Origin of the sequence: Enterobacter sp. SENG-6 (assembly GCF_001605945.1) — a bacterium.
Classification (GTDB): domain Bacteria; phylum Pseudomonadota; class Gammaproteobacteria; order Enterobacterales; family Enterobacteriaceae; genus Enterobacter; species Enterobacter cloacae.
This window is the reverse complement of record NZ_LOMM01000011.1, coordinates 122,885-149,720: the sequence shown is the minus strand read 5'-3', so window position 1 is coordinate 149,720 and position 26,836 is coordinate 122,885. Positions and strand designations below refer to the sequence as shown.

The window sequence follows — 26,836 nt, the reverse complement described above, 5'->3', positions numbered from 1 at the left end:
AAAATTGCCGCCACTATACGGAAAGCTTAATCTTTCGTCGACTGGCGGCATGGTAAAGAGCGAGAAATTTTTTAATATTGCTGGCAACTCCACTTCACGCGGAAGGTTTACTCTCCGGTTCGTCCGCCGGATCGCCGGTATGCTTGCCCTCCTCCGTTCCCTGCCAGCCATGACGCTGCACCAGCGACAGATGATTACGATCCTCGTTAATGATCTCTGTCAGCATCGCACTGGTGCGTTTAAACACCGCTGCACGCTCTGTGGCCGTACTGCCCGCCATCGCCACCATCTCTTCCACCATATCGGTATTGAAGCGACGGAACAGATCCGCACGCTCGCGCGCTTCATACGCGCCCAGGCCCAGACTTTCCAGCGCCATGCGGCCAGACTTAAGCGCCCCTTCGAAGGTTTCACGCTCGGGTGCGTCCACCCCCGCCTGTCGCAGCTGGATATAGTGATCCACATCGCGCGCGCGGGAGATAATGGTCAGGTTCGGGAAATGCTCCTTCACCAGCTCAACCAGCTGCATACTGGTCTGGGGATCGTCAATCGCGTTGATGAGGACTTCCGCTTTCGCTGCCCCGGCTGATTCCAGCAGATCGACACGCGTTGCATCGCCGTAGAAGACTTTCATATCGAACTTACGCAGGGTATCCACATGGTCCGGATCGTGATCGAGGATGACCATTTTTACCCCGCTTGAGAGCAGTAAACGACCGGTGATCTGCCCAAAGCGACCGAATCCGGCAATGATGACCCGCGGCTGTTCCTCATCGATCTCATCGGCCTCACGTTCCTGTTCGCTGCCTGTTTTTTCCAGACGCGTCAGCAGCACCAGCAGGATCGGCGTCGCCGCCATCGACAGCGCGACCGCCAGCGTCAGCGCTTTCGCCCACTCGGGATCGAGCACATTGGCCATTTGCGCTGCGCCGAAGACCACAAACGCGAATTCGCTTCCCTGTCCGAGCAGCACGGCGAACCAAAGACGCTGTCTGCCAGGCACGTTAAGCGGACGGGCGATCAGCCACAGCATCACCATTTTGATGACCAGGAAACCGACCAGCAGAATGAGGATCCGCAGTGGATGCGTGACCAGCGTGCCAAAGTCGATAGACATCCCGACCCCGATGAAAAACAGCCCCAGCAGCAGTCCTTTAAATGGCTCGATATCACTTTCAAGCGCGTGTCGGTACTCTGAGCTGGCCAGCAGAACGCCCGCGAGGAAGGCTCCCATCGCCATCGACAGCCCGGCTTCCTCCAGCAGCAGACCAAAACCAAACACCAGGAACAGCGCCACGGCACTGAACACTTCCCGTAGCCCCGAGCGGGCGACGAATCGAAGCAGCGGACGTGTTACATACCGGCCAAGCAGGACAACCAGTGCCAGCGCACCGACCACTTTCAACGCAGAGAGGGCAAAAGCGCCGAGCGTGGTGGAGGCCCCACTTGCGGCCAGCAGCGGGATCATCGCCACCAGCGGAATGGCCGCGATATCCTGAAACAGCAGCACCGAAAACGCACTGCGTCCCATCTGTGAAACGGTCAGGTTTCGCTCGTTCATTGCCTGCATGGCAATCGCCGTCGAAGAGAGTGCCAGTGTCATGCCAATAAGCTCTGCCACTTTCCAGTCCATTCCCAGCAGAATACAGAAGCCGCCCAACAGCAGACCACAGGCCGCCATTTGTAGCGCCCCACCGCCAAACACTGAGGCGCGCAGCTTCCACAACCTCTGCGGGTCAAGTTCCAGACCAATGACAAACAGCATCAGCACGACACCAATTTCGGCGAAATGCAGGATCGCCTCCGCGTCGGTGACCAGGCGGAATCCCCAGGGTCCGATAACACACCCGGCGATCAGGTAGCCCAGCACGGAGCCCAGCCCCAGGCGAACCGCCACGGGCACAATCAGCGCCGCCGCGCCAAGGTAAATCAGCGCCTGTATCAGCGTATGGCTATCCATTATGCGTCTCCTGCCACTCAAGTAAGCGTTGTTTATAATGACGAGCCTGCGCCTGCAACGTCTCATCGTCACAAACAAATGTGCAGTGCATAGCAAATGGAGGAAGCCAGGTAAGGCCACAGTAGAGTGCTGTCGCCTGAAGCGGTTGCGCCAGTACCTCAAAACCCGGGAAAGAGCCAATATCGAAGTGGCTTTCTCCACCACCGGTGGTCACAGCCCACATCAGGCTTTTTCCCTTCAGCGCATGCCCGTTGTGACCATACGCCCAGCCGTGGGAAAAGACTTTGTCGATCCACAATTTGAGGAGCGGAGGTGTGCTGTACCACTGCATCGGGTGTTGCCAGATGATCAGATCGGCGCGAGTGAGCGCCTCCTGTTCTGCGGCGATGTCGATGTTAAAATCAGGATAAAGTTGATAGAGGGAACGTATCTCTACGTTGTCGAGTGTCCTTACCTGTTCAAGCATGCGCTTATTCGCATGGGAGTGATGCGGATAGGGATGCGCATAAATTATCAGAATCATGAATCGGCCTGTTTTGACTGTCTTCTCTCTTGTAGATGTGAGTGTAGACAGTTAACCCGCCCGCTGAAAGCGTTCAGTGACGCGTCGGGAGCAAAACGCAAGTATTGCTACTCTTGAGTGCCAGTTCGCAGGGGTTTTCCAGTACTTATTTGAACACCTGCAAATAGATTCCTCTCACAAATAATTGACACTGCATTATTTATAACCGTGTCATATTTAGATTTATTAAATTTTCATTTTAATAAATCGAAGTATACATAACACATTGAAAACATAATAATTTCAACCCACTCCTCTCAACGCTTCTCTTTAAAACCTGAAAGAGAATATTTTTCTTCACTTCGAATTTCCTTTTAAATGGATGTGAATATGAAAGTAAAACGTCTGGAATTAAACAGGACCACCCAGTTACTGGGGAGATTATTTCCCGCCCTGCTTGTTTTTACACCAATAATCAGTTCTGCAGGCACCATCGACCAGTCAACCTCTGCCCCGCAAGACTTCTCCGCCGATACCGAATACGTCATCAATAAAGATATTACTGTGTCATCGTCTGGCGATTTAGCCGCTGTTTCCGCCTCAGGATTTAAAGTCAGTTCAATAACAAACAATGGGAATATTTCCGGCACTTCGAATGGACTTGATATAAACACTAGCGCGCAGCCACTCGATATTAATAATAATGCTGGCGCTACCATTTCCTCCGCAACAAAGAACGCTGTAAACATAGTCACGATGCAGGGTAGTTTAACCAACAAAGGAAACATAACCGGCTTTGAAAAGGGTATTTTTGTTAATGAAGATTCCTCTGCAATTAGCATATCAAATACGGAAACAGGCATCATTAAAGGCAATACAGGTCTGGCTACTGACGCCGGAATTGTGATTGATAATAATGGCTCGATTATCGGCACAAGCGAAGATGGTATCAAACTCAGCGGTGGTGGAACCAAAATCATCAATACCGGCACCATTCAGGGTGATCAGAATGGTATCAACGTAACGGATACCGCGAAGGCTGACATCATTAACAATGGCTCAATTGGCGGTGGCAAGACAGCTATAATGTTCGCCAGTAACAAATATAATACCCTCACCCTCAACACAGGTTCAAACCTGTCTGGCGATGTCATTTCCACGCTTTCAACCGGTAACACCCTGACCCTGGTAGGCACCGGTACAGAAGACAGCAATTTTATCGGACTGAACGAAGGCGATGGCTTCGCCTCTGTCAAAATGAACGGTGAAGACTGGACGCTGACGGGTAACGTCGACATCATTGGCGCCGGTGATTCACTGCAGGTGAATAGCGGCAACCTGACCCTGGCGGGTACCGTTTCCAATGCTGGCAATACGCTGGTGGCGAATGAAGCCACGCTCCAGCTGGGCAATGGCGAAGGTATGGCAAGCCTCAGCGGCGGCCTAACCAACAATGGTACGGTTATCTTTAACCAGGGAGGCAATTTTACGTTTTCTACCGACATGACCGGCAGCGGAAACGTAGAGAAAGTTGATGCGAATACGCTGACGCTGACCGGCAACAACAGCTATACCGGCGATACGACCCTGCGAAACGGCACAACGCTGGTAGCGGCAGGCGCAACGTTAGGTGTTGAAAACAGCAATGCCACTCTCACCGTGCAGAACGGGGCAAAGTTTGCCACCGCAGGAACCGTCTACAACAACATCACTATTCTCAGCGGCGGTACGCTGGCAGCGTGGAATGCAATTGAGGGTAATGCAACCCTCAGAAACGCCGGCATTGATACCATTAACGGCAACGTGACCAACAGCGGCACGCTTTTGCTCAGTGCTGCCGACCACAGCGTGGGTAATGACTTTACCATTAATGGTGACTATACCGGCGCAGAAGGTAGCCAGATTGTGTTAAACAGCGAGCTGGGTACTGACACGGCACCTACCGATCATCTCACAATAACCGGCAGCAGTTTTGGCCAGTCCGGCGTGACCGTCAGCAACATGGGTGGACTTGGCGCACAGACCGTGAACGGCATGGAGATTGTCAGCGTCGCCGGCAGCTCTGAAGCACAGCTAACCCTGGCCAAACCGGTTGTGGCAGGCGCATACGAATATTCTCTTTACCAGCATAGTGACGGGAACTGGTACCTGGAATCGAAGGCCACGCCACCTGTCGATCCAACAGATGATACCGATGACGGTGATAATACCGACAACGGTGGCAATACCGACGATGGCGGTAACACTGATAATGGCGGTAACAGTGACAATGGCAGCAATACCGACGATGGCGGCAACAGCGGCGGCAATGATAACGGCGACGGTGGTGATAATAGCGATAACGGCGGCGGCAATACCCCAGCACCAGAAGTGATGGCACCTGAAGTGGGCGCGTATTTAGGTAACTATCTGGCTGCTCAGAGTATGTTCCTGCACAAACGTGACGATCGCGATCAGCTCACTTTCCGTAACGAAGACGATCTGAATACCTGGATGTATGTAAAAGGTCGTTACCATGAAAATGATGCAGGCGGCGATAAAGTCAGCTACGACACCACGACCACCGTTCTGCAAGTCGGCAGCGATTTCCTCAGCAAGCCAATGGACAGCGGTATCCTGCGTGCCGGTGGCATGTTCGGTGCAGGCCAGGCGAAGACCCACTCAGATGCGAAACACAACGTGCGTGACGCACAGGGTAAAGTCGATGGCTTCAACGTTGGGCTCTACGCCACCTGGCAGGAAGATCAGAAATTACGCCTGGGCAGTTACATTGATACCTGGGCCGCCTACAGCTGGTACAACAACAAAGTGACCAGCAACCGCAACGATGAAGATTACAACAGCGAAGGTTTTGCCGCGTCTGTTGAAGTTGGCCATGCGTGGGTTATCCCATCTGAAAACGAGCGTACCTGGAAGATCGAGCCTCAGGCGCAGGTGATCTACAGCTATCTTGATCAGGAAAATCATACGGACCGCGATGGCGTCCGGGTGACGACTCTGGATAACGACAGCGTCTTCGGTCGTCTGGGTGTGAAATCCAGCTATTTCCAGCAAAAGGACGTCACGGCCTGGCAGCCATACGTTGCGGTGAACTGGCTGAAGGGTGCAGGTCAAAACGATCTAGCCTTCAACGACGAAACCGTAAGTAATAATACGCCGGAGGATCGTGGTCAGGTAGAGCTGGGTATTACCGGCAATCTTAACGAGACCACGACAATTTCACTTCGCGCCAGCGGCGAATGGGGTGAAAACAACTATGCCGCTTACGGCGGTCATATTTTGTTAAACCACCGCTGGTAATCCATCCGCATCAAGCATAAAAGCAGTGGCGGATGCCACTGCTTTTTTTAATTATCCAGTTCACCCATGGATTTAACCTGGTCACGGTTAATCTGCTCGGTTTGACCCGTTTCCGCGTTTTTATACGACACCAGACCGGTATCGTCATCCACCTGCGGTTTGCCGTCCGTAATGATGGTGCGGCCATCGGTGGTTTTTACCGCCTGATTAGATGAACACCCCGCTACGGTGAACATTGCAGTGGTAGCCAGAACGGAAGCGATCAGTAGTTTATTTTGCATGGTGTTTTCCCCTGCTCTCAGTTGAATTTCATTATCGACCTAACCATTTTAGGCTAACTGACTGAATGCGGATGGAAAACCAGAAGGTTCTGAAGAGGGGAAGAATGCCCGGTAACCGAACGGTACCGGGCAATTTGTCTTACTTGTTAATCTGGACGTGCATTTCCTGGACCGAAATCACCTTCTCGGTGGCATCCGCGTTCAGCGCCATGGCTGTTGCGAAACCGCCGTTCAGGGTGGTGTCGTAATGCACTTTGTACTGCAGCGCGCTGCGGCGAATCAGCTTGGAGTCTTCAATCGCCTGGCGGCCCGCAGTGGTGTTGATGATATAGGTGTATTCGCCATTCTTAATGCGATCCTGAATGTGCGGACGACCTTCATGCACCTTGTTCACCAGGCGCGGGTTGATTCCCGCTTCACCCAGCACAATCGCCGTACCGTGGGTTGCATCCAGCTCGAAGCCCTGTTTCAGTAGTTTGGCAGCAAGGTCAACCACGCGCTCTTTATCACCTTCGCGAACAGAGAGCAGCGCACGGCCAGATTTCTTCATGGTGGAGTTGCTACCCAGTTGCGCTTTAGCAAACGCTTCTGCAAAGGTGCGGCCCACGCCCATCACTTCCCCGGTAGAGCGCATCTCTGGCCCTAACAGCGGGTCAACGCCCGGGAATTTGTTGAACGGCAGCACCACCTCTTTCACCGAGTAGTACGGCGGGATAATCTCTTTTGTGACGCCCTGCTGAGCCAGCGTCTGGCCGGCCATCACGCGCGCCGCCACTTTTGCCAGCGGAATACCGGTCGCTTTAGAGACGAACGGTACGGTACGTGCCGCACGCGGGTTCACTTCAATCAGGTAGACTTCGTTGTCTTTCACGGCGAACTGGACGTTCATCAGGCCGCGAACCTGCAGTTCGAAGGCTAGTTTCTGCACCTGCTGACGCATCACGTCCTGAATTTCCTGGCTCAGGGTGTACGCTGGCAGAGAACAGGCGGAGTCGCCTGAGTGCACGCCCGCCTGCTCGATGTGCTCCATGATGCCGCCAATCAGCACCATTTCGCCGTCGCAGATAGCATCCACATCCACTTCAACCGCATCGTCGAGGAAGCGATCCAGCAGCACCGGCGCATCGTTGGACACGCTGACTGCCGTCTGGAAGTAACGACGCAGGTCAGCTTCGTCGTAGACGATTTCCATCGCGCGGCCGCCCAGCACGTAAGAAGGACGCACCACCAGCGGGTAGCCAATCTCTTTCGCCTTCTCAACCGCTTGTTCAATCGCAGTCACGGTGGCGTTTGCCGGCTGTTTCAGCTTCAGACGGTCAACCGCCTGCTGGAAACGCTCGCGGTCTTCTGCACGGTCAATGGCATCCGGGCTGGTACCGATAACCGGCACACCTGCGGCTTCCAGCGCGCGCGCCAGTTTCAGCGGCGTCTGGCCGCCGTACTGCACGATCACGCCTTTTGGCTTCTCAATGCGCACGATTTCCAGCACGTCTTCCAGTGTTACCGGTTCGAAGTAGAGACGGTCAGAGGTGTCATAATCGGTAGAGACCGTTTCCGGGTTACAGTTGACCATGATGGTCTCGTAACCGTCTTCGCGCAGCGCCAGAGAGGCGTGTACGCAGCAGTAGTCAAACTCGATGCCCTGGCCGATACGGTTTGGGCCACCGCCCAGTACCATGATTTTGTCGCGGTCAACGGACGGATTCGCTTCACACTCGTCTTCATAGGTGGAGTACATGTAAGCCGTATCGGTCGCAAACTCTGCCGCACAGGTATCAACACGCTTGTAGACCGGGTGCAGGTCATACTGGTCGCGCAGCTTGCGGATTTCCGCTTCACGCACGCCGGCCAGTTTTGCCAGACGCGCGTCGGCAAAGCCTTTGCGCTTCAGCATGCGCAGGAAGTCAGCGTCCAGGCCATTGATGCCCAGCTCCGCCACTTTCTCTTCCAGACGCACCAGCTCTTCAATTTGCACCAGGAACCAGCGGTCGATGTTGGTCAGGTTGAACACGCCGTCCACGGACAAGCCTGCGCGGAAGGCGTCGGCGATATACCAGATACGCTCTGCGCCCGCGTCTTTCAGCTCGCGGCGGATTTTGGTCAGTGCTTCCGGGTCGTCCAGGCTCACTTTCGGATCGAAGCCGGTCGCGCCCACTTCGAGGCCGCGCAGCGCTTTCTGCAGGGATTCCTGCTGCGTGCGGCCAATCGCCATCACTTCACCCACAGATTTCATCTGGGTGGTCAGACGGTCGTTCGCGCCAGCGAATTTCTCGAAGTTGAAGCGTGGAATTTTGGTCACAACGTAGTCGATAGACGGTTCGAAGGACGCAGGCGTGCGGCCCCCGGTGATGTCGTTCATCAGCTCGTCAAGGGTGTAACCGACCGCCAGTTTCGCCGCCACCTTCGCAATCGGGAAGCCGGTCGCTTTAGAGGCCAGCGCGGAGGAGCGGGACACACGCGGGTTCATTTCGATAACAATCAGACGGCCGGTTTTCGGGTTCACCGAGAACTGCACGTTAGAACCACCGGTTTCGACGCCGATTTCACGCAGTACCGCCATCGAGGCGTTACGCATGATTTGGTACTCTTTGTCGGTCAGCGTTTGCGCTGGCGCAACGGTAATGGAGTCGCCGGTGTGGATACCCATCGCATCGAAGTTTTCGATGGAGCAGACGATGATGCAGTTGTCGTTTTTATCACGCACCACTTCCATCTCGTACTCTTTCCAGCCAATTAGCGATTCATCAATCAGCAGCTCTTTGGTTGGGGAGAGATCCAGGCCGCGCTCGCAAATCTCTTCAAACTCTTCGCGGTTGTAGGCGATACCGCCGCCGGTGCCGCCCATGGTGAAGGAAGGACGGATGATGCACGGATAACCCACTTCAGCCGCTACGGCCAGTGCCTCTTCCATGTTGTGAGCGATACCGGAACGTGCGGTGTCGAGGCCGATTTTTTTCATCGCCACGTCGAAGCGACGACGGTCTTCTGCTTTATCAATCGCGTCGGCGGTCGCACCAATCATGGTCACGCCGAACTCTTCCAGCACGCCCTGACGCTCCAGCTCCAGTGCGCAGTTCAGCGCAGTCTGGCCACCCATGGTCGGCAGAACCGCATCCGGACGCTCTTTCTCGATGATTTTACGTACCACTTCCCAGTGAATCGGCTCGATGTAGGTTGCATCCGCCATTTCCGGGTCGGTCATGATGGTCGCCGGGTTAGAGTTCACCAGGATAACGCGGTAACCCTCTTCGCGCAGGGCTTTACACGCCTGTGCACCGGAGTAGTCAAATTCACAGGCCTGACCGATAACAATCGGGCCAGCGCCAAGGATCAGGATGCTTTTTATGTCTGTACGTTTTGGCATGGTCTTCTCGGCTCCTGATTATTTAGCGGTCTTACGGTATTGCTCGATAAGTTCGATGAAGTGATCGAACAGCGGTGCGGCATCGTGCGGCCCCGGGCTGGCTTCCGGGTGTCCCTGGAAGCTGAACGCTGGCTTATCGGTACGATGGATCCCCTGCAGGGTGCCATCGAACAGGGATTTGTGCGTCACGCGCAGATTAGCCGGCATTGACGCTTCATCTACTGCGAAGCCGTGGTTCTGTGCCGTAATCATCACCGTGTTGTTGTCGATGTCTTTCACCGGGTGGTTACCACCGTGGTGACCGAACTTCATCTTAATGGTGTTCGCCCCGCTCGCCAGCGCCAGCAGCTGATGGCCGAGGCAGATGCCGAATACCGGAATATCGGTTTCGAGGAAGGACTTGATGGCATCAATAGCGTAATCGCACGGTGCCGGGTCGCCAGGTCCGTTAGAGAGGAAGATGCCATCCGGATTCATCTTCAGTACGTCTTCGGCAGAGGTTTTCGCCGGCACCACCGTCAGACGGCAGCCGCGATCAACCAGCATGCGCAGGATATTGCGCTTGGCGCCGAAATCGTAGGCGACCACGTGGAACGGCAGCTCGCTCTCTTTTTTCGCTTCCGGCAGGTCATCTGACAGCGTCCAGCTACCTTGCGTCCAGCTGTATGCTTCAGTGGTCGTCACTTCTTTCGCCAGGTCCATGCCATTCAGGCCCGGGAAGGCTTTCGCTTTTTCCAGCGCCAGCGCCGCATCGAGGTTGTCCCCTGCGATGATGCAGCCGTTCTGTGCACCCTTCTCGCGCAGCAGACGCGTTAACTTACGGGTATCGATATCGGCAATCGCCACAATGTTATGGCGCTTCAGGTAGGAAGAGAGGTCTTCGGTATTGCGGAAGTTGCTGGCAATCAGCGGCAGGTCGCGAATGACCAGGCCTTGCGCATGTACCTGAGAAGATTCTTCGTCAGCAGCATTGGTGCCGACATTGCCGATATGAGGATAAGTAAGAGTAACGATTTGGCGAGAATAGGAAGGATCAGTGAGGATTTCTTGATAACCGGTCATTGAAGTATTGAAAACGACTTCCCCAACCGCCGAACCCGTTGCCCCTATGGCCCGACCGATAAACTGGGTTCCGTCTTCCAGAACCAATAGCGCTGACTTAATCAAAACACCCTCCAGAGAATATTCACTCACTTTATTTGCATATTAATTCACAACCATGTCATAAATCAATGCAAATGTGTTGCCAGCGGATTTTTGGCAAACGGCGGCATTCTGGAGATTTGCCAGGTAAAAGTCAACTCAAAACGGATATTTTAATTATCCTTTTGCAAGCCTGGCGGCCTGAAAAGATGTTAAGCGGCAAAAAGATCAGGTAAATCACGACAGAAAACGCTTGCGTGGCAAGTTTATTGGAATTTCTGGTACTCAGATAATAAAAAGTGGACCAAACGGTCAAAATTTACATGCCAGCAACACAAAATGGCGGGATAACATCTACTTTTAGCCAAAAAAGACAAAAATAAACATGAAATGGGAAAAATAAAAGGGCAATAACTTATTGCCCTATGCAATCAAAAAGTTACGACTGCAATAACCACATCACGATGGGTAATATCTCTTACAAATTGTTGAGATCGAGCACATCACGCATATCAAAAAGACCATTTTCTTTGCCTTTCAGCCACAAAGCGGAGCGAACGGCACCATTGGCAAATGTCATGCGGCTGGATGCTTTATGCGTGATCTCTACACGTTCTCCAATATCGGCGAACATCGCAGTATGTTCCCCGACGATGTCACCCGCACGCACGGTTGCGAAACCAATCGTTCCCGGGACGCGTTCGCCCGTATGGCCTTCGCGGGTATATACCGCGCAGTCTTTTAAATCTTTATCCAGTGCATGCGCAATCGCTTCGCCCATTGCCAGCGCCGTGCCGGAGGGAGCATCGACTTTGTAACGGTGGTGAGCTTCGACAATCTCAATGTCGGTATAAACGCCCATCACTTTTGCGGCCTTCTCCAGCAGCTTAAGCATAACGTTAACGCCCACGCTAAAGTTAGCAGCGAAGACAATAGCAATCTCATGTGACGCATCCTGAATGGCTTGTTTACCGGCTTCATCAAACCCGGTGGTGCCAATCACCATGCCTTTGCCGTGCTGACGGCAAAATGCCAGATGGGTCAGTGTGCCTTCTGGCCGGGTAAAATCGATGAACACATCAAAATCATCTTTCACCGCATCAAGGCTGCTTTGAACGGTAACGCCCGTCTTGCCCGCGCCTGCCAGTTCACCGGCATCGGCCCCAAGAAGCGATGAACCTTCACGTTCCAGTGCTGCGCCCAGCGCTACGCCATCCATCTGAAGTGCCGCCTGAATGAGCTGGCGACCCATACGTCCACCCGCGCCCGCAATAGCGACACGGATCTGTGCATCATGCATAGTTATTCTCTTACGTTAAATTGATGTAAACCGTTTTCAGATTAACCAGCCTTTGTCAGGGCTGCCAACTGAAAACACCGATAATTAGAATTTAACGTGAAACGGACTCAAATATCAGTAAAAGACATGATTTTGTCGTCACGATAAAGTAGCAGATAAAAAAAAGGCCAGCACAGGAGGTGCTGGCCTTTCATCAGAAGAAGGATTATTCCACTTCGCGTGCATCAATACGCAGCTCTTTCGGGACTTCGAAGACGATGTTTTCTTCGCGGCCTTCCAGCGGAACGGCTTCGCCACCACCCAGTTCCTGCAGACGGGCGATCACGTTCTGCACCAGGATATCCGGCGCGGAAGCCCCTGCGGTGACACCGACACAGGCCGCGTTTTTCACCCACGCTTCCTGAATGTCCGTCGCGTCGTCAATCAGAAACGCCGCCTTGCCCATGCGCTGCGCCAGTTCGGCCAGACGGTTGGAGTTAGAGGAGTTTTTCGAGCCGACCACCAGCACCACGTCCGCCTGCTCAGCCAGCGCACGTACCGCTTCCTGGCGGTTAGTGGTTGCGTAGCAGATATCATCTTTACGCGGCCCGACGATTTTTGGAAAACGCTGGCGCAATGCGTCAATCACATCCGACGTATCATCCACTGAAAGCGTGGTCTGCGTCATGAACGACAGACGGGCTTCGTTTTTCACGTTCAATGTCAGAACATCTTCCGGCGACTCCACCAGATACATCCCCCCTTCCGGGTTGCTGTACTGGCCCATCGTGCCTTCGACTTCCGGATGACCCGCATGACCAATCAGGATCGACTCTTCACCGCGACGGCTGGCGCGCGCCACTTCCATATGCACTTTGGTTACCAACGGACAGGTGGCGTCGAACACCGTTAAATCACGGCTTTTCGCTTCGTTACGTACCGCCTGGGAGACACCGTGTGCGGAGAAAATCAGGATCGCGCCGTCCGGCACTTCGCTGATCTGCTCAATGAAGATTGCACCGCGTTCACGCAGGCTGTCGACCACGTAACGGTTATGTACAACTTCGTGACGCACGTAAATCGGCGCGCCGTAAATCTCCAGCGCATTTTCAACAATGCTGATAGCGCGGTCTACACCGGCGCAGAAGCCGCGCGGGTTAGCCAACAGGATCTGCATTTCAGGCCTCCAGTACCGGATCGATCTCCAGCACTTCAATATCAAAATGGACGGTGCGCCCGGCAAGCGGATGGTTGAAATCTACGGTGATGGAGTCGCCGTTGATTTCGCGGATCACGCCAGGCATTTCGCTGCCATCCATAGCGGTAAAGAGCATAATCGCCCCGATTTCCGGTTCGCCCGCATCCATAAACTCACGACGAGAGAAGTACTGGATAAGATCCGGGCTTGGCACGCCAAACGCCGCATCCGGCTCCAGCGAAAACGCCTTCTTCTCCCCCTCTTTCAGACCCAGAAGCTGCTGCTCCAGACCTTCAGATAACGACGTATCGCCAAGACGAAACAGGGCTGGTTTGCCGTTATTGCGGGTGGATTCGGCCGTTGAGCCGTCATCCAGTTTCAGCGTGAAGTGAACGAGAACCGCGCTATTGCTTTGTACGGATTTAGACATGCAAATTGCTCGCTTGTTTTGGGTCACCTGTTGCCCGGTGGCGCTGCGCTTACCGGGCCTACGGGAGGCCACAAATTCTGTAGGCCGGGTAAGCGCAGCGCCACCCGGCATTTACAATTAAGCCTGCTCTTTCGCGGCGGGTTTCGGCAAGAAACCTTCCAGCACGATTAACGCCGCACCGATACAAATTGCGCTATCAGCGAGGTTAAAGGTCGCAAAGTGCCAGTCGCCGACGTAGAAGTCGATCATATCGACCACAAAGCCATGCCACAGGCGATCGAACAGGTTACCTAACGCGCCGCCAATGATCAGCGCATAGGCGATGTTATTCAGCTTTTGCGTCGCTTTCGAACGGTACATCAACACCGCCAGCACCACACAGATACCGATAGCAATACCCGCAAAGAACCAGCGCTGCCAGCCACCGCTGTCAGCAAGGAAGCTAAACGCTGCGCCATAGTTACGCGCATAGTGCAGGTTAAGCGACGGGAACAGCGGAACCGTATCCCCCAGAGCAAAGTTCTGGAGGATCAGGAACTTGCTGCCCAGATCAATAATCAGCACCACCACAACCAGCCACAGCCAGCGCAGTCCTGTTGAACAGAGAGTTTTACTCATCAGGCAAACTTACGTTTTTCGCCGTCACCGGCGACGTTGCTTACACAGCGTCCGCAGATGTCTGCGTGTTCCGCCACCTGGCCGACATCGGTGGTGTAGTGCCAGCAGCGCGGGCACTTCTCACCTTCGGCTTTGCTCAGTGCGACTTTTAGTCCTTTAAGCAGTTCGCTCTGCTGAGCGTCAGCAGAAGCGTCGGCATAATCCGCAACTTTCGCACCGGAGGTCAACAGGACAAATCGTAATTCATCGCCCAGCGCCGTCAGTTTGGCCGCCAGCTCAGGTTCTGCGTACAGGGTCACTGCCGCTTCCAGAGAACCACCGACTTTCTTGTCTGCACGCGCCTGTTCGATGACCTTGTTCACTTCGCCACGCACTTTCAGCAGCTCGTCCCAGAAGGCGTCGTTCATCGCTTCGGTACTGGAGAGATCGAACAGACCTTCGTACCACTCGCCGGTGAAGACATACTTCTCACGCTCACCTGGCAGGTAGCCCCAGATTTCATCCGCGGTGAAGGACATAATTGGCGCCATCCAGCGCACCAGTGCTTCTGCAATGTGATACAGTGCAGTCTGGCAGCTACGACGCGCCACGCTGTCCGCTTTCGCGGTGTACTGGCGGTCTTTAATGATGTCGAGGTAGAACGAGCCCATCTCTATGGAGCAGAATCGCATCAGGCGCTGCACCACTTCATGGAAATCGTAAGACTCATATGCCTTAACGATATCTTCTTGCGCCGCTTTCGCACAGCCTACCGCCCAGCGATCCAGCACCACCATCTCTTCCGGTTTCACCATGTCTTTTGCCGGATCGAAACCATTCAGGTTCGCCAGCAGGAAGCGCGCGGTGTTACGGATACGACGATAGCTGTCGGCAGCACGTTTCAGGATCTCATCTGATACCGCCATTTCGCCGGTATAGTCGGTAGATGCCACCCACAGACGCAGAATGTCTGCGCCCAGTTTGTTCATCACGTCCTGCGGAGAAACGGTATTACCGATAGATTTGGACATCTTACGGCCCTGACCATCGACGGTGAAACCGTGGGTCAGTACCTGACGGTAAGGTGCTTTACCTTTCATGGCGGTGGAGATCATCAGAGATGACATGAACCAGCCACGGTGTTGGTCAGAACCTTCCAGATACATATCAGCCGCATGACCGGCAAACTCAGGGCGCACGTCAACCACGGAGGCGTGAGTAGACCCGGAGTCGAACCACACGTCCAGGGTATCTGGCACTTTTTCGTAGTTGTCCGCGTCAGCGCCCAGGATATCGCGGGCATCGAGATCCCACCACGCCTGAATGCCATCAACTTCAACACGCTTCGCCACTTCTTCCATCAGTTCCAGCGTGTTCGGGTGCAGTTCGTGCGTCTCTTTATGCACGAACAGCGACATCGGCACGCCCCAGGTACGCTGACGGGAGATACACCAGTCAGGACGGTTAGCCACCATGGATTCAATACGTGCCTGGCCCCAGTCCGGGATCCACTGCACGCCTTTGATCTCTTTCAGAGACTGCTCGCGCAGGCCTTTCTGATCCATGCTGACGAACCACTGTGGGGTCGCACGGAAGATGATCGGCGTCTTGTGACGCCAGCAGCACGGGTAGCTGTGCTGCATTTTCTCAACGTGCAACAGCGCGCCGCGCTCACGCAGCATCTCCACGATGATGTCGTTCGCTTTGAAGACGTTGATACCGTCCAGCGATGGATACGTACCAGGCAGGTATGAGCCGTCCGGACCAACCGGGTTCGCGATTTCCAGACCGTATTTCAGGCTGATGTTGTAGTCGTCAGGACCGTGACCACCGGCGGTATGTACTGCACCGGTACCGGCTTCCAGCGTCACGTGGTCGCCCAGGATCGCCGGAACGTCGAAGTCCAGGAACGGGTGTTTGAAGCGCATCAGCTCCAGCGCGTCGCCCTTCACGGTGCCCAGCACGGTGTAGTCGGTGATGTTCGCGCGTTTCAGCACGCTTTCCACCAGATCTTTCGCCAGGATCAGCGCCTGACCGTCAATCTGAACCAGTGCATATTCGAACTCACCGGAGAGGGAGATTGCACGGTTAGCAGGCAGCGTCCATGGGGTGGTGGTCCAGATAACCAGCGAGATCGGACCGCTTACGCCCGGCAGGCCGAATTTACCTTTGATCGCATCCTGATCGACCGCTTCGAAGGCCACGTCGATTGAAGGCGAGGTTTTGTCGTAATACTCAACTTCTGCTTCTGCCAGCGCAGAACGGCAGTCCACGCACCAGTGCACCGGCTTCGCGCCTTTGTGCAGGTGGCCATTGCCGATGATTTTACCCAGCGCACGGATGATGTTGGCTTCGGTTTTGAAGTCCATGGTCAGGTACGGATGCGACCAGTCGCCCAGCACGCCCAGACGAATAAAGTCTGCACGCTGGCCGTCAACCTGAGTGGCCGCGTATTCACGGCATTTCGCACGGAATTCCGCCGCGGTGAATTTCTCACCCGGCTTACCAAACTCCTGCTCAACTTTCAGTTCAATCGGCAGACCGTGGCAATCCCAACCCGGAACGTAAGGCGAGTCATATCCCGCGAGTCCTTTGGACTTCACGATAATGTCTTTCAGAATCTTGTTTACAGAGTGACCAATATGAATGCTGCCATTCGCATATGGAGGGCCATCATGCAGAATGAAGGTTTTTTTGCCTTTCTTGGCTGCACGAATGATGCCGTACAGGTCATCATCGGTCCAACGCGCCAGCATTCCCGGTTCGCGCTTGGCGAGATCGCCGCGCATCGGGAACCCTGTTTCCGGCAAATTCAGGGTTGATTTATAGTCACTCATCAGATTCTCGGTTCCGTATTTATCACGTAGGCATTTAAGCCGGGTTCAAAGCCCAAAAAACTCGCGGGCCGTTAATTCATCTCGCGCGATTTGCGCTTTTAGTTCATCCAGCGAGGCAAATCGCTGCTCATTGCGTATTTTTTTACGCAGTATGACATCTATATGGCGACCGTAGAGGTCCATTACAACGTCCAGCAGATGCACTTCCAGCTGCTGCCGCACACCGGCGACCGTAGGACGTGTGCCAATATTGGCGACACCGTAAAAAGGCTTCTCGCCCAGTCCAGCCACTTCCACCGCATATACCCCTTTAACCGGGGAGACCTGACGACGCAGCGGTATATTCGCCGTCGGGAAACCTATCGTACGGCCCAGCGCATCGCCATGAACCACACGACCAGAAATGGTAAACGGATGCCCCAGCAAATTCTCTGCGGTCTCCAGTTCATCATTGGCCAGTGCCTGACGAACCGCCGTACTGCTGACGCGCACGCCACCTTCGCAAAAGGTCATCGCGCTGGTGACGTCAAAACCATATTCCAGGCCAGCCTTCTGTAATAGCAAGAAATCGCCCTGACGACCAGCGCCAAAGCGGAAATCATCACCCACGGCGAGAAACTGCACGCCAAGGCGCTTGACCAACAGGTCGCTGACGAAATTTTGTGCTGTCAGCGCGGCAAAACGACGATCAAAACGGACACACAATACGTAGTCCACACCGGACTGTGCCAGATAGCGCAACTTCTCGCGCAGGCGAGTAAGTCGGGCAGGCGATTTATCGCCCGCGAACAGTTCCAGCGGCTGCGGCTCGAAAATCATCACTACCACGGGCAGGCCACGTGCCTCCCCTTCTTTACGCAATCCCTGCAACAGCGCCTGATGCCCACGATGCACGCCGTCGAAATTACCAATGGTCAGCACGCACCCGTGGGGGGCTTTGCTGAGATTATGTATGCCGCGTATCAGCTTCATGTCTGGCTCAAAACAGTGAAAATCGCCAAAGTATACCTTGTACAGCGATTAAGGTTAACCGACGATTGTCTGCACAAAACAGAAAGCCGTAATGATTTCATCATGCTGACCTTTCACAGCAAAAAAATCTGTCCGGGAACTGCGATTTTTATGCCGAAAAGCTGTATTCACGAAAGACAAGCTGGTAGAATCCTGCGCCATCACTACGTAACGTAGCGTCGCTAATTAACGGCGCTTATTTGCACAAATCCATTGACAAAAGAAGGCAAAGAGGGCATATTCCTCGGCCTTTGAATTGTCCACATAGATCATATTTGGGAGTTGGACTTGGCTAATATCAAATCAGCTAAGAAACGTGCCGTTCAGTCTGAAAAGGCTCGTAAGCACAACGCAAGCCGTCGCTCTATGATGCGTACTTTCATCAAGAAAGTATACGCAGCAATCGAAGCTGGCGACAAAGCTGCAGCGCAGAACGCATTTAACGAAATGCAACCAATCGTGGATCGTCAGGCTGCTAAAGGTCTGATCCACAAAAACAAAGCAGCGCGTCATAAAGCAAACCTGACCGCGCAGATCAACAAACTGGCTTAATCGCCGCTTGTTGTTGCTTGTTTAAAGAACCCGCTTAACGCGGGTTTTTTTATACCTTCAGTTTGCTGGCGGGGTAAACAGCGCCGAGTAGTCGCGGTTACAGATACGCTGCACCGCCGGGTGTTGAATCATCCTTTCGGCAAAGATGGCGTGATACTCCTCCATGACGTTATCGACTCTGCCAATCTCGGTAATCTTGTTATCTGAATAGAGATCGTGCATGTACAGCGTCGGCGCAACAAAGATTGCGTTGTGCGCCTCACCAAACGCTTTCATTAGCGCTGCATCATCGAACTCACCGAGGATCTCCACGTTCAGCCCCTGAGAGTTAAACCAGTTCTGCAGCTTACGCCCCAGCATGGAGCGCCTTCCCGGCACCAGCAAGCGGCGTTCTTCCAGACAGGCAGGGAACGGTTTTTCCGGAGGCGGGTTGATGCACCAGAAGCTTACCCCGCATTCACCGATCTTGACCGAGAACAGCCCCTCCTGCTGCGTGGAGTCGATGGGGCAATCCGAGATAATCATATCCAGCTTATGCTGGCTCAACTGCTCCAGCAGCATTTCGTGTGTGGATTCAAAACAGCGCAAATGGATCTGCTCGTCTTCAACCACCGCAGCATCCAGCACGCCGCTCACCAGCCGTTTCGAGAGGGCATCCGCCACGCCCACGTCAAACAGCAAATTAGACTCTTTGCGGTAGTTGACGATATCCAGCATCTCCTGGCTCAGGGTAAACATCTTGTCCGCATAGCGAAAAACCAGTTCACCCAACTCGCTTGGCTCTATGCCACGTCCTTTACGCTTGAACAGCTTGCCTTGCAGGCGTTCTTCCAGAGCCTTGATTTGCCCGGTGATAGTTTGTGGCGTCAGAAAAAGAGCTTCTGCCGCCCCTACCACCGAGCCTTGTTTGTAAACATGCCAGAAGTAATAAAGATGGTTGTAATTCAAATGAGACATCGCGTCTTCTCTCCCTGAGTGTATCGGGAGAAGAATAACCTCCTCCCGGTTTTCCGTTATGCCTGGACGGCCTGCCCGGACAATTTCACCTTCAATAAGGTATAACCAATAACTGCGGCCAGTAATGAACCGATAAGAATGGCGAGTTTTGCCCAGATAATCAGCTCAGGCGCGTTTGCACCAAACGCCAGCGTCGAGATAAAGATCGACATGGTAAATCCGATACCGCACAGCACGCCGACCGCCATAATCTGACCAAATGTTGTGCCGTTCGGCAACGATGCCAGCTTAAACTTCAGCGCCAGCCAGCAGAACAGGCTGATCCCCAGCGGTTTACCAATAAACAGCCCGGCAATAATACCCAGCGGCAGCACGGAAGTGAGCCCCTCCAGCGTAACCCCTCCCAGGGAAACGCCCGCGTTGGCAAACGCAAACAGCGGCAGGATCATAAAGGCGACCCACGGGTGCAGCACATGCTCCAGTTGTTTGGCCGGTGATTTACCCTCCTGCGGCTTAAGCGGCACAAAGAAGCCGACGATCACCCCGGCCAGCGTGGCATGGACACCCGATTTCAGCACCGCCGTCCACAACACCATCCCCACAAGGATGTAAATTCCAATGCGACGGACATTGAAAATGTTCAACAGCGCCAGAACGGCAATCGCCCCTGCTGCCACGCTCAGCGACAGAATCGACAGATCGCTGGTGTAGAACAGTGCGATAATGACGATAGCCCCCAGGTCATCGATGATCGCGAGCGCCATCAGGAAGATTTTCAGTGCAACCGGAACCCGGCTCCCGAGCAACGCTAAAACGCCAAGCGCAAACGCGATATCCGTTGCCGCCGGGATCGCCCACCCGTCACGCGCGACAGGATCCTGCCAGGCAAACGCGAGGAAGAGCAGCGCCGGAACGACCATCCCGCCAATGGCGGCGATCACCGGAAACGCTGCGCGCTGGCGGCTGGCCAACGAGCCCATCACCAGTTCACGTTTCACCTCAAGCCCCACCAGCAGGAAGAACACCGCCATCAGCGCATCGTTGATCCACAGCAGCATGTTCTTGTTGATTTCCAGCGCGCCAACTTTAAGTTCGACGGGCGTTTCCAGAAATGCGTGATAGAGATCGCGCGTCATGCCCATATTGGCGAGCAGCATCGCGGCCGCAGCAGCAATAATCAGGATCACGCCGCCGGATGCTTCACTGCTAAAGAAACGGTGTAGTAATTTCACGTTAATTCTCTCTTTTACAACAATACCTCGATAAAACCATAATATCAGCGCAAACAAATCGGTAAAAACAGATTAATATTGAATATATACTCAGTTTAACCGAGCTTTTAACAAGAAATAAAAAACCCGGAATCGCTTCCGGGTTTTTAAAGGATAGTTACCAGCTAACGATTTAGCGGGTCAAATCATCGAAGAATTTTTTGACGCCATCGAAGAAGCTTTTGGAGCGTGGGCTGTTTTTCTCACCCGTCGGGCCGCCAAAGCTTTCCTGCAGCTCTTTTAACAGCTGTTTCTGCTTGTCGTTCAGGCCAACCGGGGTTTCAACCACCACGCGGCACAGCAGGTCGCCCTGCGCACCACCGCGAACGGATTTCACGCCTTTACCGCGCATGCGGAACAGCTTACCGGTCTGCGTTTCGCCTGGGATTTTCAGGTTCACGCGCCCATCCAGTGTAGGCACTTCAATTTCGCCACCGAGCGCTGCCATAGCAAAGTTGATCGGGACTTCACAGTAGAGGTTGTTGCCTTCACGCTCAAAGATAGCGTGCTGTTTCACCTGGACCTGAACGTACAGATCGCCTGCTGGTGCGCCGTGCTCACCTGCTTCGCCTTCACCTGCCAGACGGATGCGGTCACCCGTATCTACGCCAGCCGGGATTTTAACGGACAGGGTTTTGGTTTTCTCAACGCGACCGTGGCCGTGGCATTTGGTGCATGGATCTTTAATCAGCGTCCCACGACCATGACAGTGCGGACACGCCTGCTGGACGGCGAAGAAGCCCTGACGCATCTGCACCTGACCGGAACCGTGACAGGTTGGACAGGTTTGTGGCTGCGTACCCGCTTTCGCACCGCTGCCATGGCAAACGTCACACTCTTCCAGCGTCGGGATACGGATCTCTTTGGTGACACCGCGAACGGCCTCTTCCAGCGTCAGCTCCATGTTGTAGCGCAGATCCGCACCACGCGCTGCGCGTTGACGACCGCGGCCACCACCGAAGATATCGCCGAAAACGTCGCCAAAGATATCGCTGAAATCAGCGCCGCCGCCAAAGCCGCCGCCACCGAATCCACCGCCACCCATGCCGCCCTGTTCAAAGGCTGCGTGACCGTACTGGTCATAGGCCGCACGTTTTTGTGCATCGGTCAGGACTTCGTAGGCTTCTTTGATCTCTTTAAATTTAGCTTCAGCCTCTTTGTCACCCTGGTTGCGATCCGGGTGGAATTTCATGGCCAGGCGCTTATACGCCTTTTTGATTTCACGCTCTTCCGCAGTTTTCGGAACGCCTAAAATCTCGTAATAGTCTTGCTTTGCCATTGGTTTTTTTAAGCCCCTTAACATGCGAGCACGGGCGTGGAGAGTTCTCCTACGCCCGTGCCGATTAATTACCCTGCATCAGGGCGATTATTTTTTGTCTTTAACTTCTTCGAACTCAGCGTCGACAACGTCGTCGTCTTTCGCGTTGTTCGCTGAAGCGTCAGCGCCTGCCTGCTGCTGGGCATGCTGCTGCTGAGCGATTTCCATCAGCTTCTGAGAAGCCTGTGCCAGCTCCTGCATCTTCGCTTCGATATCCGCTTTGTCTTCGCCTTTCAGAGACGTTTCCAGCGCGCTCAGTGCAGCTTCGATAGCAGTTTTGTCTTCCGCTGGCAGTTTATCGCCTGCTTCTTCAACCTGCTTACGAGTGCTGTGCAGCAGATGGTCACCCTGGTTACGGGTCTGAACCAGTTCTTCGAACTTACGGTCAGATTCCGCGTTGGCTTCCGCTTCACGAACCATTTTCTGGATCTCTTCCTCGTTCAGACCGGAAGAGGCCTTAATGGTGATCTTCTGCTCTTTACCGCTGTTTTTGTCTTTCGCGGAAACGTGCAGAATACCGTCAGCATCGATATCGAAGGTCACTTCGATCTGCGGCATGCCGCGTGGTGCCGGGTTAATACCATCCAGGTTGAACTGACCCAGAGATTTGTTATCAGAGGCACGCTTACGCTCACCCTGCAGCACATGGATGGTTACCGCAGACTGGTTATCTTCAGCGGTAGAGAACACCTGGCTGTGCTTGGTTGGGATGGTGGTGTTTTTGCTGATCAGTGCCGTCATTACGCCACCCATGGTCTCGATACCCAGAGACAGCGGGGTAACGTCCAGCAGCAGAACGTCTTTAACATCACCGGTCAACACGCCGCCCTGAACCGCAGCACCAATTGCCACTGCTTCATCCGGGTTAACGTCTTTACGTGGTTCTTTACCAAAGAATTCAGCCACTTTCTTCTGAACCATTGGCATACGGGTCTGGCCACCAACGAGGATAACGTCGTTGATATCAGACACGGACAGGCCAGCATCCTGCAGTGCAACTTTCAGTGGCTCGATAGAACGGTTCACCAGGTCTTCTACCAGGCTTTCCAGTTTCGCACGGGTCACTTTGATGTTCATGTGCTTAGGACCGGTCGCGTCTGCAGTAATGTACGGCAGGTTCACGTCGGTCTGCTGAGCGGAAGAGAGTTCGATCTTCGCTTTCTCAGCGGCTTCTTTCAGGCGCTGCATAGCCAGCGGGTCGTTACGCAGGTCAATGCCCTGATCTTTCTTAAATTCGTCAACGAGATAGTTGATCAGACGAGTATCGAAGTCTTCACCACCCAGGTGCGTATCACCGTTGGTTGCCAGAACTTCGAAGGTTTTTTCGCCGTCTACTTCGTCGATTTCGATAATAGAGATATCGAAGGTACCACCACCCAGGTCGTAAACCGCGATAGTACGGTTGCCAACTTCTTTATCCAGACCATAAGCCAGAGCAGCAGCGGTTGGTTCGTTGATGATACGTTTTACTTCCAGACCTGCGATACGGCCAGCATCTTTGGTTGCCTGACGCTGAGCATCGTTGAAGTACGCAGGAACGGTGATAACAGCTTCAGTTACCGGCTCACCCAGGTAATCTTCTGCGGTTTTCTTCATTTTTTTCAGCACTTCTGCAGAGATCTGAGGTGGTGCTGTTTTGGTGCCTTTCACATCAAGCCATGCATCGCCGTTATCTGCTGCGATGATTTTGTAAGGCATGATAGAAACGTCACGCTGAACTTCTTCGTCCTGGAAGCGGCGGCCAATCAGGCGTTTAATCGCAAACAGGGTGTTTTGCGGGTTCGTCACTGCCTGACGTTTAGCCGGCTGACCAACCAGAGTTTCACCATCCTGGGTATAGGCAATGATAGAAGGCGTGGTGCGATCGCCCTCGGCGTTCTCCAGCACACGTGCAGTAGTGCCATCCATAATCGCTACACAAGAGTTGGTAGTACCCAGGTCGATACCAATAATTTTACCCATCTAAACGTCTCCACTAAAAATTCAGTCAACATGTGGTTGTGTACCTGTAATAAGGGCAGAACGTGCTTTTTCAACTGCCCAGATTTGATTTTTTTCAGGTCCACACACTGCGGTTGCTTACAAGATGGGGTCGCAACGTCATCCATCAAGGGGGGAAGGATAAAAAAAATTTTAATTTCACCCTGACGAGATCATAGACGGCATCGTTTGCGCCCATTATGATGCCGCGCCCCTTCAGGGAGTACTGTCGCGGGTTTAACCATTTCACCATATTAATGATGATTTTTTTGAGGACTTATGGGCAACACTAAGTTGGCTAATCCGGCTCCGCTGGGCCTGATGGGTTTTGGCATGACCACCATTCTGCTGAACCTGCACAACATCGGGATGTTCCCGATGGATGGCATTATCCTGGCGATGGGCATTTTTTACGGCGGTATCGCGCAAATCTTCGCGGGCCTGCTGGAATATAAGAAAGGCAATACCTTCGGCTTAACCGCCTTTACCTCTTACGGTTCCTTCTGGCTGACCCTGGTCGCCATTCTGCTGATGCCTAAAATGGGCCTGGCAGAGGCGGCAAACGCCCATTTCCTGGGCGTTTACCTGGGCCTGTGGGGTGTCTTCACCCTGTTCATGTTCTTTGGCACCCTCAAGGGTAACCGCGCACTGCAGTTTGTCTTCCTGAGCCTGACCGTGCTGTTCGCCCTGCTGGCGATTGGTCATCTGGTGGACAACGAAGACATCGTTCACGTTGCAGGCTGGATTGGTCTGGTTTGCGGCGCAAGCGCTATCTACCTGGCAATGGGTGAAGTGCTGAACGAGCAGTTTGACCGCACCATTTTACCGATTGGTGAAAAACACTGATCCCTCTGTCGTGTCCGCCTCGCGGGCACGACATTCTCCCATCTGGCGAAGCCAAATCCCCAACACCAGCCCCATCAGCGACAACGCCAGCACATACCAGGCAGGTGCCAGCGGTGACACGCCCATCAATACCGTAACCGCAATCGGCGTCAGTCCACCGAAGATGGCATATGAAACATTGTATGAGAATGAGATCCCGGTGAAGCGGACTTCTGGCGGGAAGGCCCGAACCATCACATAAGGCACCGCCCCCACCACGCCAACGCACAGCCCTACCACGCCGTATAAAAGGAACAGCTGTTCAGGATGACTCCCGGCCAGATGGTAAAACGCCCAGCTTGAGCCCGCCAGTAACAGGCTGCCAACGATAAAGGTTACGCTGGCACCGAAACGATCCGCAGCCAGCCCGGCGGCCAGGCAGCCGAAGCAGAGCATAACCGTGGCGATACTGTTCGCCTGTAAGGTCACCGCCGGGGCAAAGCCGTACTGCTTTTGCAGCCAGACCGGCGACATCAAAATCACCACCACAATGCCTGCCGAGAGCAACCAGGTAAGCAGCATTGACACCACCACCGCTTTTTTATGACGCACCACGACGGCTTTAACGGGCAACTCTTGTGCCAGCGCTTTGCGCTGCTGCATTTCGAGGAAAATCGGTGTCTCCTGGAGCCAACGGCGCAGGTACATCGCCACCAGGCCAAACGCCCCGCCCAGCAGGAACGGCAGACGCCAGCCCCAGTCGTGTACGGCCTGTTGCGTCATGCTGGTATTCACAATTGTCGCGACCACGGAACCGAGCAAAATCCCCACCGTTAGCCCCGCGGTTAAGGTTCCGCAGGCGATACCAATGCGGCGCGCCGGAACATGCTCCGCGACAAACACCCACGCCCCCGGCACTTCACCGCCGATGGCCGCCCCCTGAAGAATACGCATCAGCAGCAACAATAACGGGGCGAGAATGCCCATCGAGGCGTAGGTTGGCAGCAGACCAATGGCCAACGTCGGCACGGCCATCAGCAGGATACTGAGGGTAAACATCTTTTTGCGCCCGACAAGATCGCCAAAGTGCGCCATCACAATCCCACCAAGAGGACGCGCCAGATACCCGGCAGCAAAAATACCGAAGGTTTGCACCTGACGCAGCCATTCCGGGATATCCGCCGGGAAGAACAACTCCCCCACCACAGCGGCAAAGAAAACAAAGATGATGAAATCGTAAAACTCCAGCGCGCCGCCCAGGGCTGCGAGCGTAAGAGTTTTGTAGTCCTGTCGATTCAGAGGTCGGGTGTTATGTGACATAGCGAACCATTTAGCGTGTGTTGTGGAATTATTATTACAGCTATCGTAAAGAAAAAATTACTATACCGTAAAACTTTTAGCACACCACAGCAGCTTCAGCTAATGTCACATAATGATTATTTTCAGGAGATTGTTTCGCGGCGTGCGCTTTTAGGACGAAATGCTGCTACCACGTTGTCATCGGTTTCGACATAAGGCCCGTCCAGCAGCTGTATACAATACGGTACACTTGCAAAGATCCCATGGACGATCACGCTGCCGTCATCCGCTTTTAACCCTTCCAGCGTCTCTTTGATCGACTTAGGCTGGCCCGGCAGATTCAGGATCAGCGCCTGCTTGCGAATCACCCCCACCTGACGGGAGAGGATCGCCGTTGGAACAAAGTGCAGGCTAATCTGGCGCATCTGTTCACCGAAGCCCGGCATTTCACGGTCAGCTATAGCAAGCGTAGCATCTGGTGTCACATCACGACGTGCAGGACCGGTTCCGCCGGTGGTCAGCACCAGGTGGCAGCTCATCTCATCCACCAGCTCACACAACGTCTGCTCGATGATCGGCTGTTCGTCCGGGATCAGGCGGGTCTGGATTTCAAACGGGGTGGTCAGCGCGCTACCCAGCCACTCTTCAAGAGCAGGGATGCCTTTGTCCTGATAGACACCGCTTGAGGCGCGGTCAGAAATCGACACTAAGCCGATGCGTAAGGTATTCATA

The 26,836-nt window shown here is 54.0% G+C and carries 21 protein-coding genes and 1 pseudogene; 3 read left to right on the top strand and 19 right to left on the bottom strand.

Going from position 1 to position 26,836, the window contains the following annotated elements; translation table 11 throughout:
- Nucleotides 1-94 precede the first annotated feature (94 nt).
- The 3 genes from kefC to AX755_RS25570 form a co-directional block, all read right to left on the bottom strand.
- Nucleotides 95-1,960 carry a glutathione-regulated potassium-efflux system protein KefC gene (gene kefC, locus AX755_RS07060; protein ID WP_013095537.1) on the bottom strand — a complete coding sequence of 622 codons (1,866 nt, stop codon included), beginning with the start codon at nucleotides 1,958-1,960 and terminating at the stop codon, nucleotides 95-97.
- Nucleotides 1,953-2,483, bottom strand: a complete 531-nt coding sequence (gene kefF / locus AX755_RS07055; RefSeq protein WP_023620041.1) for a glutathione-regulated potassium-efflux system oxidoreductase KefF — start codon at nucleotides 2,481-2,483, stop codon at nucleotides 1,953-1,955. Before kefF ends, kefC begins: the two co-directional genes overlap by 8 nt.
- A gap of 353 nt (nucleotides 2,484-2,836) precedes the next feature.
- Nucleotides 2,837-3,328: a hypothetical protein gene (locus tag AX755_RS25570; RefSeq protein ID WP_170942758.1), complete on the bottom strand. Its 492-nt coding sequence runs from the start codon at nucleotides 3,326-3,328 to the stop codon at nucleotides 2,837-2,839.
- On the opposite strand from AX755_RS25570, the gene AX755_RS07050 reads away from it, so the two are divergent.
- A complete protein-coding gene (locus AX755_RS07050; RefSeq protein WP_062856563.1) occupies nucleotides 3,219-5,762 on the top strand; it encodes an autotransporter family protein in 2,544 nt (847 codons plus the stop codon). The two genes, AX755_RS25570 and AX755_RS07050, sit on opposite strands and share 110 nt — an antisense overlap.
- A gap of 47 nt (nucleotides 5,763-5,809) precedes the next feature.
- On the opposite strand, the gene AX755_RS07045 is transcribed toward AX755_RS07050, so the two are convergent.
- The 10 genes and pseudogenes from AX755_RS07045 to AX755_RS25735 form a co-directional block, all read right to left on the bottom strand.
- Nucleotides 5,810-6,043 (bottom strand): YgdI/YgdR family lipoprotein, encoded by a 234-nt coding sequence (locus AX755_RS07045; protein ID WP_062856528.1) that lies wholly within the window; start codon nucleotides 6,041-6,043, stop codon nucleotides 5,810-5,812.
- A gap of 139 nt (nucleotides 6,044-6,182) precedes the next feature.
- Nucleotides 6,183-9,407 carry a carbamoyl-phosphate synthase large subunit gene (gene carB / locus AX755_RS07040; RefSeq protein WP_062856527.1) on the bottom strand — a complete coding sequence of 1,075 codons (3,225 nt, stop codon included), beginning with the start codon at nucleotides 9,405-9,407 and terminating at the stop codon, nucleotides 6,183-6,185.
- An 18-nt stretch (nucleotides 9,408-9,425) separates the two neighbouring features.
- Nucleotides 9,426-10,574 (bottom strand): glutamine-hydrolyzing carbamoyl-phosphate synthase small subunit, encoded by a 1,149-nt coding sequence (carA, locus tag AX755_RS07035; RefSeq protein WP_023620045.1) that lies wholly within the window; start codon nucleotides 10,572-10,574, stop codon nucleotides 9,426-9,428.
- Between the two features lie 454 nt (nucleotides 10,575-11,028).
- Nucleotides 11,029-11,850 (bottom strand): 4-hydroxy-tetrahydrodipicolinate reductase, encoded by an 822-nt coding sequence (gene dapB, locus AX755_RS07030; RefSeq protein ID WP_062856526.1) that lies wholly within the window; start codon nucleotides 11,848-11,850, stop codon nucleotides 11,029-11,031.
- Nucleotides 11,851-12,055: 205 nt separating this feature from the next.
- A complete protein-coding gene (ispH, locus tag AX755_RS07025) occupies nucleotides 12,056-13,006 on the bottom strand; it encodes a 4-hydroxy-3-methylbut-2-enyl diphosphate reductase (RefSeq protein WP_028015471.1) in 951 nt (316 codons plus the stop codon).
- Nucleotide 13,007: 1 nt separating this feature from the next.
- Nucleotides 13,008-13,457, bottom strand: coding sequence for an FKBP-type peptidyl-prolyl cis-trans isomerase (gene fkpB / locus AX755_RS07020; protein WP_013095528.1), 450 nt, complete (start codon nucleotides 13,455-13,457; stop codon nucleotides 13,008-13,010).
- Between the two features lie 117 nt (nucleotides 13,458-13,574).
- Entirely contained in the window at nucleotides 13,575-14,075 is a 501-nt protein-coding gene (lspA, locus tag AX755_RS07015; RefSeq protein ID WP_013095527.1) for a signal peptidase II, read from the bottom strand.
- Nucleotides 14,075-16,891 carry an isoleucine--tRNA ligase gene (gene ileS, locus AX755_RS07010; RefSeq protein ID WP_029882680.1) on the bottom strand — a complete coding sequence of 939 codons (2,817 nt, stop codon included), beginning with the start codon at nucleotides 16,889-16,891 and terminating at the stop codon, nucleotides 14,075-14,077. Before ileS ends, lspA begins: the two co-directional genes overlap by 1 nt.
- A gap of 45 nt (nucleotides 16,892-16,936) precedes the next feature.
- The gene (gene ribF, locus AX755_RS07005; RefSeq protein ID WP_020688470.1) at nucleotides 16,937-17,863 is read right to left on the bottom strand and encodes a bifunctional riboflavin kinase/FAD synthetase; all 927 of its coding nucleotides are present in this window, start codon (nucleotides 17,861-17,863) and stop codon (nucleotides 16,937-16,939) included.
- A 7-nt stretch (nucleotides 17,864-17,870) separates the two neighbouring features.
- Nucleotides 17,871-18,089, bottom strand: a pseudogene (locus tag AX755_RS25735) (DUF2575 domain-containing protein).
- Nucleotides 18,090-18,190: 101 nt separating this feature from the next.
- Here AX755_RS25735 and rpsT point away from each other — a divergent pair.
- Nucleotides 18,191-18,454: a 30S ribosomal protein S20 gene (gene rpsT / locus AX755_RS07000; RefSeq protein WP_003856458.1), complete on the top strand. Its 264-nt coding sequence runs from the start codon at nucleotides 18,191-18,193 to the stop codon at nucleotides 18,452-18,454.
- A gap of 57 nt (nucleotides 18,455-18,511) precedes the next feature.
- Here the strand turns inward: rpsT and nhaR are convergent, their stop codons facing one another.
- From nhaR to dnaK, 4 genes are all read right to left on the bottom strand, one after another.
- The gene (gene nhaR / locus AX755_RS06995; RefSeq protein ID WP_020688469.1) at nucleotides 18,512-19,411 is read right to left on the bottom strand and encodes a transcriptional activator NhaR; all 900 of its coding nucleotides are present in this window, start codon (nucleotides 19,409-19,411) and stop codon (nucleotides 18,512-18,514) included.
- Between the two features lie 56 nt (nucleotides 19,412-19,467).
- Nucleotides 19,468-20,643, bottom strand: coding sequence for a Na+/H+ antiporter NhaA (nhaA, locus tag AX755_RS06990; protein ID WP_038981162.1), 1,176 nt, complete (start codon nucleotides 20,641-20,643; stop codon nucleotides 19,468-19,470).
- Between the two features lie 172 nt (nucleotides 20,644-20,815).
- Complete coding sequence (dnaJ, locus tag AX755_RS06985; RefSeq protein ID WP_014830600.1) at nucleotides 20,816-21,961, bottom strand: molecular chaperone DnaJ; 1,146 nt, start codon at nucleotides 21,959-21,961, stop codon at nucleotides 20,816-20,818.
- A gap of 87 nt (nucleotides 21,962-22,048) precedes the next feature.
- Nucleotides 22,049-23,962 carry a molecular chaperone DnaK gene (dnaK, locus tag AX755_RS06980; protein ID WP_013095521.1) on the bottom strand — a complete coding sequence of 638 codons (1,914 nt, stop codon included), beginning with the start codon at nucleotides 23,960-23,962 and terminating at the stop codon, nucleotides 22,049-22,051.
- A gap of 297 nt (nucleotides 23,963-24,259) precedes the next feature.
- Between dnaK and satP the strand changes: the two genes are divergently transcribed.
- The gene (gene satP, locus AX755_RS06965; RefSeq protein WP_062856525.1) at nucleotides 24,260-24,826 is read left to right on the top strand and encodes an acetate uptake transporter; all 567 of its coding nucleotides are present in this window, start codon (nucleotides 24,260-24,262) and stop codon (nucleotides 24,824-24,826) included.
- Here the strand turns inward: satP and AX755_RS06960 are convergent.
- Together AX755_RS06960 and mog are read right to left on the bottom strand one after the other, a co-directional pair.
- Entirely contained in the window at nucleotides 24,803-26,125 is a 1,323-nt protein-coding gene (locus tag AX755_RS06960) for an MFS transporter (protein ID WP_020688467.1), read from the bottom strand. The two genes, satP and AX755_RS06960, sit on opposite strands and share 24 nt — an antisense overlap.
- A gap of 122 nt (nucleotides 26,126-26,247) precedes the next feature.
- Entirely contained in the window at nucleotides 26,248-26,835 is a 588-nt protein-coding gene (gene mog / locus AX755_RS06955) for a molybdopterin adenylyltransferase (RefSeq protein ID WP_020688466.1), read from the bottom strand.
- Between the last annotated feature and the right edge of the window lies 1 nt (nucleotide 26,836).

Bases quoted from the DNA above. Each gene is read 5' to 3' on its own strand.
- kefC (WP_013095537.1), bottom strand. From the start codon at position 1,960: ATGGATAGCCATACGCTGATACAGGCGCTGATTTACCTTGGCGCGGCG.
- kefF (WP_023620041.1), bottom strand. From the start codon at position 2,483: ATGATTCTGATAATTTATGCGCATCCCTATCCGCATCACTCCCATGCG.
- AX755_RS07050 (WP_062856563.1), top strand. From the start codon at position 3,219: ATGCAGGGTAGTTTAACCAACAAAGGAAACATAACCGGCTTTGAAAAG.
- AX755_RS25570 (WP_170942758.1), bottom strand. From the start codon at position 3,328: ATGATGCCTGTTTCCGTATTTGATATGCTAATTGCAGAGGAATCTTCA.
- AX755_RS07045 (WP_062856528.1), bottom strand. From the start codon at position 6,043: ATGCAAAATAAACTACTGATCGCTTCCGTTCTGGCTACCACTGCAATG.
- carB (WP_062856527.1), bottom strand. From the start codon at position 9,407: ATGCCAAAACGTACAGACATAAAAAGCATCCTGATCCTTGGCGCTGGC.
- dapB (WP_062856526.1), bottom strand. From the start codon at position 11,850: ATGCATGATGCACAGATCCGTGTCGCTATTGCGGGCGCGGGTGGACGT.
- ispH (WP_028015471.1), bottom strand. From the start codon at position 13,006: ATGCAGATCCTGTTGGCTAACCCGCGCGGCTTCTGCGCCGGTGTAGAC.
- fkpB (WP_013095528.1), bottom strand. From the start codon at position 13,457: ATGTCTAAATCCGTACAAAGCAATAGCGCGGTTCTCGTTCACTTCACG.
- lspA (WP_013095527.1), bottom strand. From the start codon at position 14,075: ATGAGTAAAACTCTCTGTTCAACAGGACTGCGCTGGCTGTGGCTGGTT.
- ileS (WP_029882680.1), bottom strand. From the start codon at position 16,891: ATGAGTGACTATAAATCAACCCTGAATTTGCCGGAAACAGGGTTCCCG.
- ribF (WP_020688470.1), bottom strand. From the start codon at position 17,863: ATGAAGCTGATACGCGGCATACATAATCTCAGCAAAGCCCCCCACGGG.
- nhaR (WP_020688469.1), bottom strand. From the start codon at position 19,411: ATGTCTCATTTGAATTACAACCATCTTTATTACTTCTGGCATGTTTAC.
- dnaJ (WP_014830600.1), bottom strand. From the start codon at position 21,961: ATGGCAAAGCAAGACTATTACGAGATTTTAGGCGTTCCGAAAACTGCG.
- dnaK (WP_013095521.1), bottom strand. From the start codon at position 23,962: ATGGGTAAAATTATTGGTATCGACCTGGGTACTACCAACTCTTGTGTA.
- satP (WP_062856525.1), top strand. From the start codon at position 24,260: ATGGGCAACACTAAGTTGGCTAATCCGGCTCCGCTGGGCCTGATGGGT.
- AX755_RS06960 (WP_020688467.1), bottom strand. From the start codon at position 26,125: ATGTCACATAACACCCGACCTCTGAATCGACAGGACTACAAAACTCTT.
- mog (WP_020688466.1), bottom strand. From the start codon at position 26,835: ATGAATACCTTACGCATCGGCTTAGTGTCGATTTCTGACCGCGCCTCA.